The sequence below is a fragment of the Ancylobacter moscoviensis genome (assembly GCF_007559435.1).
GTDB classification, from domain to species: Bacteria; Pseudomonadota; Alphaproteobacteria; order Rhizobiales; family Xanthobacteraceae; genus Ancylobacter; species Ancylobacter moscoviensis.
The window spans coordinates 1,309,001-1,324,115 of record NZ_VMBP01000001.1 but is presented as its reverse complement, the minus strand read 5'-3'; the positions used below and the strand labels follow the sequence as shown (position 1 = coordinate 1,324,115).

Genomic DNA, 15,115 nt, shown 5'->3' with positions numbered 1-15,115 from the left:
CGCTCATCAGGCTCCTCCCAGAGCCTTGAATCACGCAACGCCTAAACCCGCTACCGCTTTATGAGTTCGTGACCTAGACCGCCACGAATACTCGATCGATGTGGCGTCCAAGGAACAAGCCTTACTCAAGGGAGCCAATCTGGTGATTTCGTTCGTCAAGGAGCAGTCATGACCGTCCCCCACCTTTTCAAGGGAGTGGCCGTGGTGATCGACAACGGTATCGGCACCGGTGAGGCTATCGACAAGATTCTGGCGAGCATCCGCGCCAGCGGTGGCCACGCGATTGAACTCGCGAAGCTTCCACCCCCAGACTACGACCTAGAACATTTCGCCCGCGTTTCGTTCTTCATAATGGACTGGAACCTCGCCAATGACGAGAATGGGAGACCTCTGGAAGCGGAGGTCAGGCTTCCCGAGATGCTCGATAAGCAGATGGTCGCCGACAACATCGAGTTCCTGAAGCGTTTGCGGAAGAGCCGGCATGCGCCCGTGGTAATCTTCACGAACGAGAACCCAGAGATAGTAATTGATGAGCTTTCTGCCGACGCCGAACTCCACAAGAGCGTGCAGGAGTCCCACATCCTCGTCAAACGGAAGGTGGATGTGGCGGACAAGGTCTACGAGATCCTAGAGGACTGGGGCAAGGCGACGCCATCGGTGCTGACGCTCAAGACGTGGGAACGGAACTACATCAGGGCGGCCAACGACCTTTTCATCGACCTGCACAACCGGACGCCCTACTGGCCTGTCCTACTCTGGCAGACTTTCGGTGCCGACGACATCCCGCCGGAAGTGGAAATGAACAAGCTGCTCAACCGACTCGTCGAGTCTCGCATGGACTTGCTTGTGCTGGAGTTAAAGCCATTCATGGAAACGGTGGATCAAGAGAGGGCCAAGAACCACGCGGACTATATCAAATCCATGAACGGTGTTCTGGAAGGAGAAAGGTTCCTACGTGCAAGCAAGCTCAAGGATGGCATCTACGCCCCCGGCGACATCTTCGAGCGCGTCGTGAGTGAGGACAAGCGGACATATTGGATGAACATCCGGGCGGAATGCGATTGTCTACGCGGCAGCGACAGCATGGAGTTGTACTTGCTGCAGGTAAAGCCGGTGGAAAATCCGGAGATCAGCCGTCAATTCGGTCTGATATCGAACGAAAAGGACACGGAAGCCGTCGTCTTCGCGATGATGGACGGCAAGACTTACACCGTGAAATTCAAGGACATGACCGTCAAGGAACTTCGGAAGATGAAGGACATGACTCGCGTCGGGCGCCTGCTTCCGCCTTTCGTCACACGAGTCCAGCAGCGTTACGCGTCCTACCTCCAACGTCCGGGCATGCCGAGAATTCCGGAGGTGTTTTACCCAGCCGCCGAAGAAGCGGTCGAAACCTAACGGCACGAGGGAGCAGATGTGCTCTTTTGCACCTGCGATCCGAGTATGCCTGTCCGCTTTTGGGAGTTTGATAAATACGTTCTAGCGGCTGAAATGGCGGCGCGTTGCCGACAGGCAGCCTATGCCGAAATCAATTCGGTAGCTTATGTGCCGTTCAACATCCTCAAAGCGGAAATTGAGCTATAGCATGGTCAATTATATTGATTTTCGTTCGAATTTCCGCAGCATCTCATCGTGACGTGACTCCAATCCAAGATAAAGCTGCTGGGTTATGTCGGCGAGTTCCCGTAGATTATCCGGACGTACATAGGCTGGCGCGATAATTTCAGCATGACGGCCGCCGAGCGCTCTCCAGTTGTGCGAAAGATTGTGATCGGTGAACAGTTCGATTCCGGTGAGGATGATGACCAATGCCCGGGCTTCCGACCGCGCGTCCTCGTAATGCCGGCCCCATCGCGCCAGCTCGCTCAGCCGGGCTATCTCCTCCCGGGTGAGGTCCGAGGGCTGCCGCATCGTCGCGAACACCAGTGCGGCACCGGGGAACGCTATCGCCAGCTGTTTCATCCGGAAAACGTCCTCGGCAGTAAAGGCGTCCTTTCCGAAGCTTTTCGCCTCTCCGAAGACGAGCTGCGTCGAATGGGGTGAGCCGAGCAGTTCCTGGCGCCGGTACCAGAGGATGAAATCGGCCTCGACCGTTTGCATGCTGGACAGGGTCATTTCCTGACCGGCGCACCAGGTGATGCGTGATTCCGTCACGCCGCTCAGCACGTCAGCGAAGAAACGTATCGAGAGCGCGGCTGCGTATCCGCCCTGGGCATAGTTGGGCTGCGCGAAAGGACCGATCAGCCGGTATGCCCAACTTGCCCGGTCGCGGTCGGTCGGATTGATCGCGGGGAACCCATAGCGCTTGAGGCAAAGATGGCATTTCAGTTCGGTGTCCAGCTCCGCGAGCGAATACCAGCTCCAGCTTCCGCATTTCTCGCAGCGCACCTCGAGCCCGAGCTCGACCGCGTTCTTCTCGACCAGCACCTTGAAGGCGCCGCGGTTCCAGAGCTTGTCCTTCGTCGCCTCCTTGATGCGGTTGCGGAACTGATGGTGCTCCATGCTCTTATTGACGGGCCTTCGGCTGATGTCGTTCAGGAGCTTCACCACCGCCTCGCTGGCGAGAGCCGACACCCAGGGAAATCCCCCAAGGGTCTCGATGATCTGCTGTGTTGCCCGACCGGATCCGGAAAGCGTCGTCTTGATTCCTCGCTCAGCCAGCCAACTTGCGATCGCGGATGGATGGCTTTCGAGCGCCCAATAATGCCGCTGGGTCGAATAATCAGCGAGGACGACATATCCCTCGCTCGTCGGCAGAACGTCCCCGCGGCCGCCGCCGAATATCGGGGTCTTCGGATCGCGATAGTCGTCAGGATAGACCGTGGCGAAATAGTTGTCCCACCAATTTCCGTCTATGCGAACCACATTCACCCACCGGGCTCGCCCACCCAGCGGCGCATCGAAGTCGGGCTCGAGGCCGTCGAAGCGAATGCCCGGCCTGTCTCCGGTCACCGGCGCGTCACGCGTCGCTTCCTTCGCCGTGATGACGGGCCGCGTGGGGCTGACCATGCTCTCCGGCTCGGTCCGCCAGATCGGGGGATACCAGGGCTGGACGCAGTTCGCACCCTCCACCTCGACCCGCAAATGCTCCTCGAAGATCGCCTCGATCGAATCCTCGGAGATCGAGCGCCCGAACATGACGGTCGGCCGTATCTTCGTGCCAAACTGGTTGCCGGGGATCGGACGAAAATTATCGGTCACGAACTTTCGCGCGAAGCTCGACAGCTCCTTGACCAGTTGCAAGGGGATGGGAACGACCGGAGCGACGCTGGCGCGTAGGTTCCAATAGTCGATCAGGTCGGCGGGGCTCGTTCCGTTGAGGACGAACAGGCGCGGGTCGGTGTGCCTCGAATATTGCACTTCCAGCTTCGAATGCGTGAGGTGGAGCGGGTTGAGCCAGTTGTTCTCGAAGATCTCGCCGGCGTTGGACGGGCTGAGCCGAAGCACCTCGGGTGTGAAGACTTGGTCGAAGACTCCCTCAAGCTCGTGCAGCATGCCCTTGGCTGGGAATGCGCCGAAGATGCAGGCCGCCAAGGCCTCCAGGTCGGGGGCCTTGCCGAGGACTCGGACAATCTTTTCGGGCTCGCGGCGGCTGAACTGGAACTCGGAGCGATAGAGATCGCGATAGAGCGAGAACATCTGCAGCCCGCAGGCGCTGATATAGGCCGTATCGAGGCGCCCGAATTTCGGCTGCATATCGTCGATTGCGATAACGCGGTCTTTGTGGAATCCCAGCGCAGCAGCCTGGCCCGGCCTCGTCTCGACGAGCATGTCCGGCTCGAAATAATCGAGATAGCCGTTGACGATCTGCTCGGCGGTTTCGTGGTTGCCATGCCGGTCCCACCATTCGGGCACGGAGGAGAGCATCGGCACGATCGGATTATACTTGCCGCCCCAGAGGCAGGTGTTCGTCTCGAAGACACGTTGGACCGCCTCCATGTCATCAGGCGCAGCGAGATAGACGAACCGGGTGGGGCGTAGCCGAACATCGAGACGCATAGCCGGTGCCTATTCCTCGATCCGCGGCGCGCCTTGCGCCAACAGCCGGACCTCGGCGGATCCGCGAAGGATGCCACCACCCACCTGCTCCAGGCCCGAGCCCGCGACGATCTCGAGCTGGATCTGCTGTGGCGGAATGTTGTCGCCATCGAGCTGGATCAGCAACCGATAGGTTCCTACCTCTCCGAGCAGCTGCTGATACTCGATCGGCAATCGCTTCCGGTCGCGGAACAGCCAGGTCTGGCCTCCGGAACGCACTCCGCCGATCCAGATGCATTGCTGCTCGGCGGGCGCGATGTCGATGCTAAGGCTGCCCTCCGGATCCTCCTTGCTCCATGGAAGCTCGAGGGTGCCGACGATACGAAGCTCGCTGTCGCCCTCAGGTGTTGTCCTAATCATCTCCAGCAGGCGCGCGCGGCATCCGCGCGCGGCCGTCTCGCCATAATTGGTGCAGTGAAGCGCGACGACATCCATCTCCCATCCTGTGATTACGGTCTGGCGCTTGCCGCTCAGTGATTCTGACGTCGTTCCTTTCAGGCTGATCGACTGGATCACCGGCGGTTCGGGCAGCGCCAGCCGCAGCGCCGGCTGTCTCAGCTTCTCGATCGCCGCGCGCGCCGCACGCTCGTCTCGCAGCAGCCAATAAGGGGCTTGGATCAGCCGGATCAAGATGACCGCTGGAAACAGACCGAGGAACAGGATGTTCGGCACCGAGGACACAGCCTTCTCGATTGACGCCGGCGGATGCCAGAAGAGGAGTCCGACGCCAATGAGGAGCGATACCGAACTTGCCAAGCCCTCGACGCGCTTAAACCAGCCAGCGAAAGCACGCTTCACGCACGCCCAGCAGAATCGAAAGAATCCCATTCCCATTGAGCGATAATAGAGCGAGTTCAGAGTCTGAATAGAGCTCTGATGAAGCATGCCGCCAGCAATTCCACCAAGCTGCGGCGAGATCGTCGCTAAGCCGAACGGCTGCTTTTGGCGCACCGCTGCGACGCGATCAATGACCGCAATCGGGGCGCACAGCGGACGTTCGCCTCCGCCTGACGGAGGGGCCGCTATGGGTCACCTGCGGACAAGAAGGCCTGCTGTCCACCTGCCAAAATTAGCCCGCGCCAATAACGATGAGCATTGCCCACGTGAGCAACGCTCGATGGGTTAGCTGTGTCTCAAGCCGAAATGCTTTCGCCAAGAATGGCTCAGGAGCGTCCTCGAATCCCGCAGAAATGCGTCCGACGCTCCTTTTCCGTCGCGCAGGAAACGCGACGCGACGCTTCCGTGGGCAGATGCCGCCAACACCTGTAACGCGCACGCAATAAGCTAATTCGTTGATTTTATTGGCGAAAATGGCGCACCCGGCACGATTCGAACGTGCGACCTTTGCCTTCGGAGGGCAACGCTCTATCCAGCTGAGCTACGGGTGCCTGCGGCGCGCAAGAGACGCCGGTGCTGCGTCTTCATAGTCGAACGGCCGGCCTCCGGCAACCGGGCGGAGGACGATCCTCTCAACTCGCGTGAAGACCAGAGAGAAGGGCCTCGATGCGAGCGCGCGTGCCGTCTTCCGCCGCCTCCGTCCGCAAGGCGACTCCGTCGGCGCCGGCCAGGAGACCGGTGAGGATGTCCGCCACCCCGTCCATCCGGTCGGCACGCAGGCCGAGCGTGGCGAGGAACTGGCTGCCGACGCGCAATGCGGACCGCCCCTCACGGGTGATGTCCGGGCAGATTCCCACGATGACGCCGTGCCGCGCCAGCGCCTCGATCAGCGCACGGGGATCCTCCGCCGCACCGATCGGGATCAGCATCTGGTGCGTGAACCCGCTCTCCGGCGCGATCACCGGCAAGCCGCGTGCCCGGCAGGCCCGAGCGAGGGCTGCGGTGTTGGCGACGACCGCATCGGCATAAGCGGCGCCATGTGCCCCCACCTCTTGCAGGACACGCAGCAACGGCGGCAGCAGGGCCGGATTGTAATTGGCGAGAAAGCGCGCATCGAGCAGGCTTGCAAGCGTCTCCCCCTGCGCCGGGTCGCGCCCGAGGATCAGCCCGTGCGGCAGGCCCGGAATGGTCTTGTAGGTCGATGTCACCATGACGTCGACGCCGGCCTCCAGCGGGTTGGGATAGATGCCCCCGGCGATCAGCCCGGCGACGTGGGAGGCGTCGAACACCGTCGTCGCCCCCGCCGACCGGGCGGCCGCGACGACCGGCGCGATATCGTCCGGCCGCACCATCACGCTGCGGCCGAGCATGACGAGGCGCGGGCGGCGCGCTTCCACCATCCGCGCGGCGCCGGCCGCGTCGAGACAGAGCCCCTCCCCGTCGAAGGGCAGCGCCTCGCAGGAAAGCCCGGCCAGCGCGGGCGTGCCGCCGTCGCGCTGGCTGAGATGCCCGCCATGCGCCTTGTCGGGCGCGAGCATCAGGTCGCGGGGGCGCGCGAAGGCGTGGAAGACGGCGAGGTTGCACAAGGTCGCGCTGGGCAGGCGCGGCTCCGCCCAGGTGGCCCCGAAGAGCGCGCAGGCCTCCCGCCTCGCCGCCACCTCGAACTGCGAGACCAGCTCGGTGCCCGGCTGCTCCTTGTCGAAGCTCGGCCCCATGGAGGGCATGGCGCCGAGGCCCGGCGCGCAGGCCGCGCGCACGGTAGCGGAGGGGTAGTTGGCGCCGGCATAGAGCACGAGGCGCCGGCGGGTCAGCGTCTCGCCATGAATGCGGGCGGCGGCGAACAGGGCGTCGGTCGTGCCGGTGTCGATCACGGTGGCGGGGGCATCGGTTGCGTGGCTCATGCCAACCAGATAGCGGCGATTCGCCCGCCTGCCCATGGCCGGTCGCACACACGCCCGCGCGTGCAGCGCTGGCAGGCGCCGGCATCGTTGCTATATAGCCGCATCATGACCGATCATGCCCCTGCCCCCGCGCGCGCTCCCCTGTTCTCCTCCGACGAGGTGGAGCGCTATGCGCGCCATCTGGTGCTCAGCGAGATCGGCGGGCCGGGCCAGCAGAAGCTGAAGAAGGCGAGCATGCTGGTGGTCGGCGCCGGCGGGCTCGGCGCCCCTGCCCTGCTCTATCTCGCCGCTGCCGGCGTGGGGCGGCTCGTGGTGATCGACGACGACACCGTGTCGCTGTCGAATCTGCAGCGGCAGGTGATCCACACGACGGCGGCGATCGGCCAGCCGAAGACCGAGAGCGCGGGCGCCTTCGTCGCGGCGCTCAACCCGCATGTCGCCTTCGAGGGGATCAACGCCCGGATCACCGCCGACAACGCGCTGGAGCTGGTGTCCGGCGTCGACGTGGTGATCGACGGTTCGGACAATTTCTCCACCCGCTATCTGGTCTCCGATGCGTGCGCGCTGGCGGGCATTCCGCTGGTGACGGCGGCGCTCGGGCGCTTCGACGCCACGGTGACGACGCTGCGCCCGCATGAGAAGGCGGCGAACGGCACGCCCAACCCGACCTATCGCTGCCTGTTTCCCGAGCCCCCGCCCGCTGGCACGGTGCCGACCTGCGCCGAGGCCGGCATTCTCGGCGCGCTGGCCGGGATCGCCGGCTCACTGGTGGCGCTGGAGGCGATCCGCGCCGTCACTGGCTTCGGCGACGGGCTGGTGGGGCGGCTGCTGATGATCGACGCCAAGTCGATGCGCTTCGAAACGCTGGCCTATGGCTGGGACCCGGACAATCCGCTGACGGGAACCCATCCGACGATCAAGGACCTGTCACGACACCAGCGGTGAGCGGCGCGGGAGCGCGCGCCTCACAGCATCGCCGGCAGCACGCGGTCCGGCGGGCGGTGGCCATCCATGAACGCCTTGATGTTCACGATCACCTTCTCGCCGGTGTCGATGCGCGCTTCCACCGTGGCCGAGCCCATATGCGGCAGCAGGACGACCTTGCCGGCGCGGGCGAGCTTCAGCAGCTTCGGGCTCACCGCCGGCTCGCGCTCGAACACGTCGAGCCCGGCACCGGCGAGTTCGCCGTTCTCGATCATGCGGATCAGCGCGTGCTCGTCGATCACCTCGCCGCGCGCGGTGTTGACGATGTAGGCGTCCGGCCGGACCAGCTTGAGCCGGCGGGCCGAGAGCAGGTGGAAGGTTGCGGGCGTGTGCGGGCAATTGATGGAGAGGATGTCCATGCGGGCCAGCATCTGGTCGAGGCTGTCCCAATAGGTCGCCTCCAGCTCCTCCTCAATATGGGCGGGGAGCGGCCGGCGGTTGTGATAGTGGATCTGCAGGCCGAAGGCGCGGGCGCGGCGGGCGACCGCCTGGCCGATGCGCCCCATGCCGATGATGCCGAGCCGCTTGCCCCAGATGCGGTGGCCGAGCATCCACATCGGCGACCAGCCGGGCCAGGTGCCGTCGTCGCTGGTGATCAGCGCCGCACCCTCGGTCAGGCGGCGGGGCACGGCGAGGATCAGCGCCATCGTCATGTCGGCCGTGTCCTCGGTGAGGACGCCCGGCGTATTGGTGATGGCGATGCCCCGCGCATTGGCGGCGGCGACGTCGATATGGTCGACGCCGTTGCCGAAATTGGCGATCAGCTTGAGGCTCGGCCCGGCGGCCTCGATGACGGCGCTGTCGATGCGGTCGCAGATGGCGGGCACCAGCACGTCCGCGGTCGCCATCGCCTCGGCGAGCTGCGCCTGCGTCATCGGAACGTCGTCGACGTTCAGACGGGCGTCGAACAGTTCGCGCATGCGGGTTTCGATCTTGTCGGGCAGCTTGCGTGTCACGACGACCAGCGGTTTTTTGCGGGCCATGTTGCTCCCCGTGCGAATCCCCGGCGCAATCAAGCTCCCGTTAACGCTACGGGTTCCACACTCGCGCCAACCGGGCGAGGCGTTCATTAGCAGACGGGTCCGCGAAACACAAAAATGCACCGATTTCCGGTGCAGGGCGTGTCTCAAGGATTGCGCCGCAGCACAGGACCGCTGGCTGGCGCCGCTCCCGGTGGGGCGAATGGGTGATCAAGGTGATGCGTAAGGACTGGCTTCGGGACAGGTCGAAGCTGCGGGAAATGATGTGTGTTCTGGCGTTCGGGTTGCTCGCGGCGGGTCTGTCGCCGGGCATGCCGGCGAGCGCCCAGCAGTCGGCTCCGGCCGAATCGACCGGGCCCGTGGGCCGCACGAGCGGCCTGCCGGTGCCCCGCTTCGTGAGCCTGAAGGCCGACAAGGTGAATGTCCGCTCCGGCCCCACGCGCGACCATGGCGTGGCCTGGGTGTTCACCCGCGCCGGCCTGCCGGTCGAGATCACCGCCGAATTCGAGACCTGGCGCCGCATCCGCGATTCGGAAGGGGCGGAAGGCTGGGTCTACCATTCCATGCTGTCCAGCCGCCGCACCGCGCTGGTGAGCCCGTGGAAGGGCGGCGAGCCCGCTCCGCTGCATTCCGAGCCGTCGACCTCCTCGTCGGTCAAGGCGAAGCTGGAGCCCGGCGTACTCGGCCGCGTCGAGCAGTGCGACGGCAAATGGTGCCACTTCTTCGACAAGGACTTCGAGGGTTTCGTCGAGCAGGAACGCCTGTGGGGCGTCTATCCCGGCGAAAAGGTGGAGTGAGGCGCGGCCCGCTCCATCGAGCCTCCCAAGCTCGGAGAACATGAAAAAGGCCGGTCGCAGGACCGGCCTTTTTCAATCTCGCGATGTCTCGTCGAAGCCCGTAGCGGGCCGCGTGTCAGGAACGGCGCTTGGGGCGCAGCCGCACCACCACGTCGACGCGCGCCACCTCGTAGCCTTCCGGCGGCTCGGGAATGCGCTCGACCTCGACCGAAGTGCTGGGGATGTCGACGAGGTTGTTCTCGCCTTCGAGGAAGAAGTGGTGGTGATCCGACGGATTGGTGTCGAAATAGGTCTTCGAGCCGTCCACCGCGAGCTCGCGCAGCAGCCCGACCTCGGTGAACTGGTGCAGCGTGTTGTAGACGGTGGCGAGCGAGACCGGGAAGCGCGCCTTGATGGCTTCCTCGTGCAGGATTTCCGCCGAGACGTGACGGTCGCCCTTGGCGAAGAGCAGCCAGCCGAGCGCGAGGCGCTGGCGGGTGGGACGCAGGCCGACGTCGCGCAGCATGTGACGCACGTCGTGGAACGGGCAGCCGGTGCGGCTCGTACCCGCGCTGTCGCGCAGGCGAGCGACCGGAAGAACCGGTTCGTCGTCCTCGACCACCACGCGGGAAATGGCTACGTTATGGGGGCGAAAGCCTTCGCTCATCTCGTATTCCAGACCAAGGTGAACCGGCCTTGCGCACCCCTTCCGGGCTCACGCGCCGCCGTTCCACATAAGTTATGCACCGCTGCCGGCCCCGCAACCGGAGCCTCGCCTACGTTGCGTTTTTCATCTGGCATTATATCTGCACGGCAAGCGCCGGGGCAATATCGCGACCGATAATCGTAATTGTTCCAATGTGAGGCCGGCGCGGGGCCCGCCCCCGGCGGGGCCCGGGCGCCGTCACGCCCGTGACATTTTGAGTGTCGCAGGGGCAGGCGCGGCGGCTTTGAGTGCGCCGGACGCTGTGATAGGAAGCGCCCTGCGATCGGTGGTCCGTTGGGGGGCAAGCCCGTAACGTCCGTCGAAAGGGATCGGCGGCGGGGCCGCGCGGGACAAGGTTAGGCGGCACGACCGCTCAAGGCAAAGAAAGTAGCAAGCGTGGGTAACACCGATACGATGGTCGAGCGGCAGACGAGCTTCAGCTACGAGGAGCTGCTCGCGTGCGGGCGCGGGGAACTGTTCGGGCCGGGCAACGCGCAGCTTCCGGCGCCGCCGATGCTCATGTTCGACCGCATCACCGAAATCTCCGAGGACGGCGGCCCCAATGGCAAGGGCCATGTGCGCGCCGAACTCGACATCAAGCCGGACCTTTGGTTCTTCGCCTGCCACTTCCTCGGCGACCCGGTGATGCCGGGCTGCCTCGGCCTCGACGCCCTGTGGCAGCTGGTCGGCTTCCATCTCGGCTGGCTCGGCGCTCCCGGGCGCGGGCGGGCGCTCGGCGCGGGCGAGATCAAGTTCTCCGGACAGGTCCTGCCCACCGTCAAGAAGGTGGTCTACGGTATCGACTTCAAGCGCGTCATGCGCTCCAAGCTGGTGCTCGGCATCGCCGACGGCTGGGTGGAAGCGGACGGCGAAGTGATCTACCGGGCGAACGACCTGAAGGTCGGCCTCTTCCAGGCCTGAGCGCCGGAATCGACCGGGCGCCGCACGCGGCGTCCCCTCGCCTGTTTTTAAGGAAAGGAAGCCTATGCGCCGCGTTGTCGTAACCGGAATGGGCATCGTCTCGTCCATCGGCAACTCCACGCAGGAGGTTCTGGCCTCCCTGCGCGAGGGCAAGAGCGGCATCCGCCGCGCCGAGCAATATGCCGAGCTCGGTTTCCGCAGCCAGGTGCACGGCGCCCCGCAGCTCGACGCCAGCGAGATCGTCGACCGGCGCGCGATGCGCTTCCACGGTGGCGGCACGGCGTGGAACCACGTCGCCATGGAGCAGGCGATCCGCGACTCCGGCCTCGAGGAGAACGAGGTCTCCAACGAACGCACCGGCATCATCATGGGCTCGGGCGGCTCCTCGACCCGCACCATCGTCGAGGCCGCCGACATCACCCGCAAGAACGGCAGCCCCAAGCGCGTCGGCCCCTTCGCTGTGCCGAAGGCCATGGGCTCCACCGCCTCGGCGACGCTGTCGACCTGGTTCAAGATCAAGGGCATCAACCACTCGATCTCCGCCGCCTGCGCCACCACCAACATCTGCATCGGCAGCGCCACCGAGCAGATCCAGTGGGGCAAGCAGGACATCGTCTTCGCCGGCGGCTGCGAGGACCTGGACTGGACGCTCTCCTGCCTGTTTGACGCCATGGGGGCGATGTCCTCCGACTATAACGACACCCCGGCGGTCGCCTCCCGTCCCTATGACAAGAACCGCGACGGCTTCGTCATCTCCGGCGGCGCCGGCGTGCTGGTGCTCGAAGAGCTGGAGCACGCCAAGGCGCGCGGCGCGCGCATCTATGCCGAGATCATCGGCTACGGCTCGACCTCGGACGGCGCCGACATGGTCGCCCCCTCCGGCGAGGGCGCGGCCCGTGCCATGAAGCTGGCCCTGAGGGACGTGAAGGGCGGCATCGACTACATCAACCCGCACGCCACCTCGACGCCGATCGGCGATCTCAAGGAGATCGAGGCGATCCGTGCCGTGTTCGGCGACAAGGCGCCGCCGATCTCGGCCACCAAGTCGCTCACCGGCCATTCGCAGGGCGCAACCGGCGTGCACGAGGCGATCTACTCGATCCTGATGATGCAGAACGGCTTCATCTCGGCGAGCGCCCATATCGAGGAACTGGATCCGGCCTTCGCCGACATGCCGATCGTGCGCGAGCGCATCGACAACGCGAAGCTCTCCCGCGTGCTTTCCAACGGTTTCGGCTTCGGCGGCGCCAATGCGGTGCTGGTGCTGCAGCACCCGGAAGCCGCGTGATCGGACCCGAGCGGAAGGAACATCGAGCATGAGCCTGATGCAGGGAAAACGCGGCCTGATCATGGGTGTCGCGAACGACCACTCCATCGCCTGGGGCATCGCCAAGACGCTGGCGGCGCAGGGCGCAGAACTCGCCTTCACCTATCAGGGCGAGGCGCTGGGGCGCCGCGTGAAGCCGCTGGCCGAAAGCCTCGGCAGCGACACCATGCTCGCCTGCGACGTGGAGGACCTCGATTCGGTCGACGCCGTGTTCGCGGCGCTGAAGGAGAAGTGGGGCGGCATCGATTTCCTCGTCCACGCCATCGGCTTCTCCGACAAGAACGAGCTGAAGGGCCGCTACGCCGACACCACGCGCGCCAATTTCACGCGCACCATGGTAATCTCGTGCTTCTCCTTCACCGAGCTCGCCAAACGGGCGGCGACGCTGATGCCCGAGGGCGGCTCGCTGATCACGCTGACCTATGGCGGCTCCACTCGCGTGATGCCGAACTACAACGTGATGGGCGTCGCCAAGGCGGCGCTGGAGGCGAGCGTGCGCTACCTCGCCGCCGATTACGGCCCGCAGGGGGTGCGCGTGAACGCCATCTCCGCCGGCCCGATCCGCACGCTGGCGGGCGCGGGCATCGCCGATGCGCGGCTGATGTTCAACTACCAGAAGCGCAACGCCCCGCTGCGCCGCACCGTCACCATCGACGAGGTCGGCGGCGCCGCGCTCTACCTGCTCTCCGACCTCTCCTCCGGCGTGACCGGCGAGGTGCACTTCGTCGATTCCGGCTACAACATCATCTCGATGCCCCACCCGGACGCGCTGAAGACCATCGAGGATGCCGAGGAACGCGCCGCCGGCGGCGACGTCGCGGCGGAGTAGACGCGGCGGAGTAGACGCGGCGACTGACCGCCGCCCTCACCTCCCGACGAACGACATGCCCGGCCTCGTGCCGGGCATTCACATTCGGGCCGGACGCGGGGCCGCTCGCCCGGGAAGCTAGGCCCGCAGCGCGATCCGGTACGGATGCGCCGGGTAGACGCCGAGGATGCGCAGCTCCTTGGAGAAGAAGGCCAGTTCCTCCAGCGCCAGCTTCAGCGAGCGGTCGTCGGGATGGCCGTCGACATCGGCGTAGAACTGCGTGGCGAAGAACTCGCCGTCGAGCTGGTAGGACTCCAGCTTCGCCATGTTCACGCCGTTGGTGGCGAAGCCGCCCAGCGCCTTGTAGAGCGCCGCCGGCACGTTGCGCACGCGGAACACGAAGGTGGTGACGGTCGGGCCGTTGCCGGAGGCCGCCCATTCCCCGTCCTTGGCGAGGATGATGAAGCGCGTGGTGTTGTGCGCCTCGTCCTCGATGTTCTCGGCGATGATGTCGAGGCCGTAGATCTCCGCCGCGAGACGCGAGGCGATGGCCGCCTGCGTCGGATCGCCGGCCTCCGCCACCAGCCGCGCTGCGCCGGCCGTATCCGCGCCGACGACGGACTTCAGGCCGAGCTTGCGGATGATGTTGCGGCACTGGCCGAGCGCCATGACGTGGCTGGTCACGCTCTTCACCGTGGCGAGGCTCGCGCCCTTCACCGCCATGAGCTGGTGCGACAGCGGCAGGAAGAACTCGCCGACGATGGTGAGGCCGGAGGTCGGCATCAGGTGGTGGATGTCCGCCACGCGCCCGGCGACCGAGTTCTCGATCGGGATCATGCCGAGATCGGCCTCGCCGTTCTGCAGGGCCGCGAACGCGTCCTCGAAGGTCGGGCACGGCACGGCCTCGTAGTCGGGATAGACCTCCCGGCAGGCGATGTGGGAATTCGCGCCCGGCTCGCCCTGGAAGACGATGGTGCGGCGGGTGGTCATGACGGCTTCCTCGACGGGTTCGATTCGCGCGCGAGGATTTCGCGCGCCCTTTCCAGATCTTCCGGCGTGTCGACGCCGAGCGGCACGGTATCGACGATGGCGACGTCGATCCGCATGCCGGCCTCCAGCGCCCGCAGCTGTTCCAGCTTCTCGCGCTGCTCGAGCGGCGACGGGGGCAGCGCGACGAAGCGCTCCAGCGCCGCGCGGCGATAGGCATAGAGGCCAATGTGGTGGAACAGCGGCCCCTCGCCATAGGGCGCGGTGGCGCGGGTGAAGTAGAGCGCGCGCTGCCGGTCCGGCGACAGCGGGCTGCCGACCGCCTTCACCACATTCGGATTGGTGCGTTCGGCCGCGACCGTGATCTCGGCCGCCAGCGTGCCGATGTCCACCGCCGGATCGTCCAGCAGGTCGATAGCGGCGCAGATGAGCGCCGGGTCGAGCGTCGGCAGGTCGCCCTGCACATTGATGATGCGGCTGGCGCGACGCGCGGGATCGATATGGCCCAGCGCCTCGAAGATTCGGTCCGATCCTGTGGTGTGGTCGGCACGGGTCATGACGACCTCGAATCCCGCCTTTTCCACCGCCGCGCACACGCCCTCGTCGTCGGTCGCGACCACCACGCGGCCCACATCCGCCGCGGCGGAACGCCGCGCCACCTCGACGATCATCGGCCGGCCACCGAGATCGGCGAGCGGCTTGCCCGGAAGCCGGGTGGAAGCCATGCGGGCCGGGATAAGTATAAGAGTGTCCTGGAACACGTCCGGGGAAGACATTTCAAAGCCTTGCCATCGTCATGAACGCCGCCCGCCATCCGCCGGGCGGGTGGCGAAACGTAGCACCGCGGCGC

General features: G+C 65.4%; 13 protein-coding genes and 1 tRNA gene. 6 read left to right on the top strand and 8 right to left on the bottom strand.

Annotated elements, in window-relative coordinates; all coding sequences use genetic code 11:
* Window positions 1–168: 168 nt before the first annotated feature.
* Window positions 169–1,398, top strand: a complete 1,230-nt coding sequence (locus FO470_RS06145) for a hypothetical protein (RefSeq protein WP_144341981.1) — start codon at window positions 169–171, stop codon at window positions 1,396–1,398.
* A 195-nt stretch (window positions 1,399–1,593) separates the two neighbouring features.
* Here the strand turns inward: FO470_RS06145 and FO470_RS06140 are convergent, their stop codons facing one another.
* From FO470_RS06140 to FO470_RS06125, 4 genes are all read right to left on the bottom strand, one after another.
* Window positions 1,594–3,999: a hypothetical protein gene (locus tag FO470_RS06140; protein WP_144341980.1), complete on the bottom strand. Its 2,406-nt coding sequence runs from the start codon at window positions 3,997–3,999 to the stop codon at window positions 1,594–1,596.
* A 9-nt stretch (window positions 4,000–4,008) separates the two neighbouring features.
* Window positions 4,009–4,989, bottom strand: coding sequence for a hypothetical protein (locus FO470_RS06135; protein WP_186291846.1), 981 nt, complete (start codon window positions 4,987–4,989; stop codon window positions 4,009–4,011).
* 360 nt (window positions 4,990–5,349) lie between these two features.
* A tRNA-Arg gene (locus FO470_RS06130) sits at window positions 5,350–5,426 on the bottom strand.
* Between the two features lie 81 nt (window positions 5,427–5,507).
* Window positions 5,508–6,776: a glycine hydroxymethyltransferase gene (locus FO470_RS06125; RefSeq protein WP_144341978.1), complete on the bottom strand. Its 1,269-nt coding sequence runs from the start codon at window positions 6,774–6,776 to the stop codon at window positions 5,508–5,510.
* A gap of 105 nt (window positions 6,777–6,881) precedes the next feature.
* On the opposite strand from FO470_RS06125, the gene FO470_RS06120 reads away from it, so the two are divergent.
* Window positions 6,882–7,721: a HesA/MoeB/ThiF family protein gene (locus FO470_RS06120; protein ID WP_210244900.1), complete on the top strand. Its 840-nt coding sequence runs from the start codon at window positions 6,882–6,884 to the stop codon at window positions 7,719–7,721.
* Window positions 7,722–7,741: 20 nt separating this feature from the next.
* On the opposite strand, the gene FO470_RS06115 is transcribed toward FO470_RS06120, so the two are convergent.
* Window positions 7,742–8,743: a 2-hydroxyacid dehydrogenase gene (locus tag FO470_RS06115; RefSeq protein ID WP_144341977.1), complete on the bottom strand. Its 1,002-nt coding sequence runs from the start codon at window positions 8,741–8,743 to the stop codon at window positions 7,742–7,744.
* A gap of 257 nt (window positions 8,744–9,000) precedes the next feature.
* Here FO470_RS06115 and FO470_RS06110 point away from each other — a divergent pair, with 257 nt between their 5' ends.
* Window positions 9,001–9,537 carry an SH3 domain-containing protein gene (locus FO470_RS06110; protein ID WP_186291845.1) on the top strand — a complete coding sequence of 179 codons (537 nt, stop codon included), beginning with the start codon at window positions 9,001–9,003 and terminating at the stop codon, window positions 9,535–9,537.
* A 115-nt stretch (window positions 9,538–9,652) separates the two neighbouring features.
* Here the strand turns inward: FO470_RS06110 and irrA are convergent, their stop codons facing one another.
* Window positions 9,653–10,183 (bottom strand): iron response transcriptional regulator IrrA, encoded by a 531-nt coding sequence (gene irrA / locus FO470_RS06105; RefSeq protein ID WP_144341976.1) that lies wholly within the window; start codon window positions 10,181–10,183, stop codon window positions 9,653–9,655.
* A gap of 453 nt (window positions 10,184–10,636) precedes the next feature.
* On the opposite strand from irrA, the gene fabA reads away from it, so the two are divergent.
* The 3 genes from fabA to fabI all read left to right on the top strand — a co-directional run bounded on the left by fabA (window position 10,637) and on the right by fabI (window position 13,299).
* Window positions 10,637–11,143, top strand: a complete 507-nt coding sequence (gene fabA, locus FO470_RS06100) for a 3-hydroxyacyl-[acyl-carrier-protein] dehydratase FabA (protein ID WP_144342085.1) — start codon at window positions 10,637–10,639, stop codon at window positions 11,141–11,143.
* 64 nt (window positions 11,144–11,207) lie between these two features.
* A complete protein-coding gene (gene fabB, locus FO470_RS06095) occupies window positions 11,208–12,431 on the top strand; it encodes a beta-ketoacyl-ACP synthase I (RefSeq protein ID WP_144341975.1) in 1,224 nt (407 codons plus the stop codon).
* Between the two features lie 28 nt (window positions 12,432–12,459).
* Complete coding sequence (gene fabI / locus FO470_RS06090; RefSeq protein ID WP_144341974.1) at window positions 12,460–13,299, top strand: enoyl-ACP reductase FabI; 840 nt, start codon at window positions 12,460–12,462, stop codon at window positions 13,297–13,299.
* Window positions 13,300–13,416: 117 nt separating this feature from the next.
* Here fabI and FO470_RS06085 read toward each other — a convergent pair whose 3' ends face one another.
* Window positions 13,417–14,268 (bottom strand): prephenate dehydratase, encoded by an 852-nt coding sequence (locus FO470_RS06085; RefSeq protein ID WP_144341973.1) that lies wholly within the window; start codon window positions 14,266–14,268, stop codon window positions 13,417–13,419.
* Window positions 14,265–15,041, bottom strand: coding sequence for a 3-deoxy-manno-octulosonate cytidylyltransferase (locus FO470_RS06080; protein WP_144341972.1), 777 nt, complete (start codon window positions 15,039–15,041; stop codon window positions 14,265–14,267). The genes FO470_RS06085 and FO470_RS06080 overlap by 4 nt, the downstream gene beginning before the upstream one ends.
* Between the last annotated feature and the right edge of the window lie 74 nt (window positions 15,042–15,115).

Excerpts from the sequence above, each read along its gene's own strand:
- FO470_RS06145 (WP_144341981.1), top strand. The coding sequence starts at position 169 with ATGACCGTCCCCCACCTTTTCAAGGGAGTGGCCGTGGTGATCGACAAC.
- FO470_RS06140 (WP_144341980.1), bottom strand. The coding sequence starts at position 3,999 with ATGCGTCTCGATGTTCGGCTACGCCCCACCCGGTTCGTCTATCTCGCT.
- FO470_RS06125 (WP_144341978.1), bottom strand. The coding sequence starts at position 6,776 with ATGAGCCACGCAACCGATGCCCCCGCCACCGTGATCGACACCGGCACG.
- FO470_RS06120 (WP_210244900.1), top strand. The coding sequence starts at position 6,882 with ATGACCGATCATGCCCCTGCCCCCGCGCGCGCTCCCCTGTTCTCCTCC.
- FO470_RS06115 (WP_144341977.1), bottom strand. The coding sequence starts at position 8,743 with ATGGCCCGCAAAAAACCGCTGGTCGTCGTGACACGCAAGCTGCCCGAC.
- FO470_RS06110 (WP_186291845.1), top strand. The coding sequence starts at position 9,001 with ATGATGTGTGTTCTGGCGTTCGGGTTGCTCGCGGCGGGTCTGTCGCCG.
- irrA (WP_144341976.1), bottom strand. The coding sequence starts at position 10,183 with ATGAGCGAAGGCTTTCGCCCCCATAACGTAGCCATTTCCCGCGTGGTG.
- fabA (WP_144342085.1), top strand. The coding sequence starts at position 10,637 with ATGGTCGAGCGGCAGACGAGCTTCAGCTACGAGGAGCTGCTCGCGTGC.
- fabB (WP_144341975.1), top strand. The coding sequence starts at position 11,208 with ATGCGCCGCGTTGTCGTAACCGGAATGGGCATCGTCTCGTCCATCGGC.
- fabI (WP_144341974.1), top strand. The coding sequence starts at position 12,460 with ATGAGCCTGATGCAGGGAAAACGCGGCCTGATCATGGGTGTCGCGAAC.
- FO470_RS06085 (WP_144341973.1), bottom strand. The coding sequence starts at position 14,268 with ATGACCACCCGCCGCACCATCGTCTTCCAGGGCGAGCCGGGCGCGAAT.
- FO470_RS06080 (WP_144341972.1), bottom strand. The coding sequence starts at position 15,041 with ATGTCTTCCCCGGACGTGTTCCAGGACACTCTTATACTTATCCCGGCC.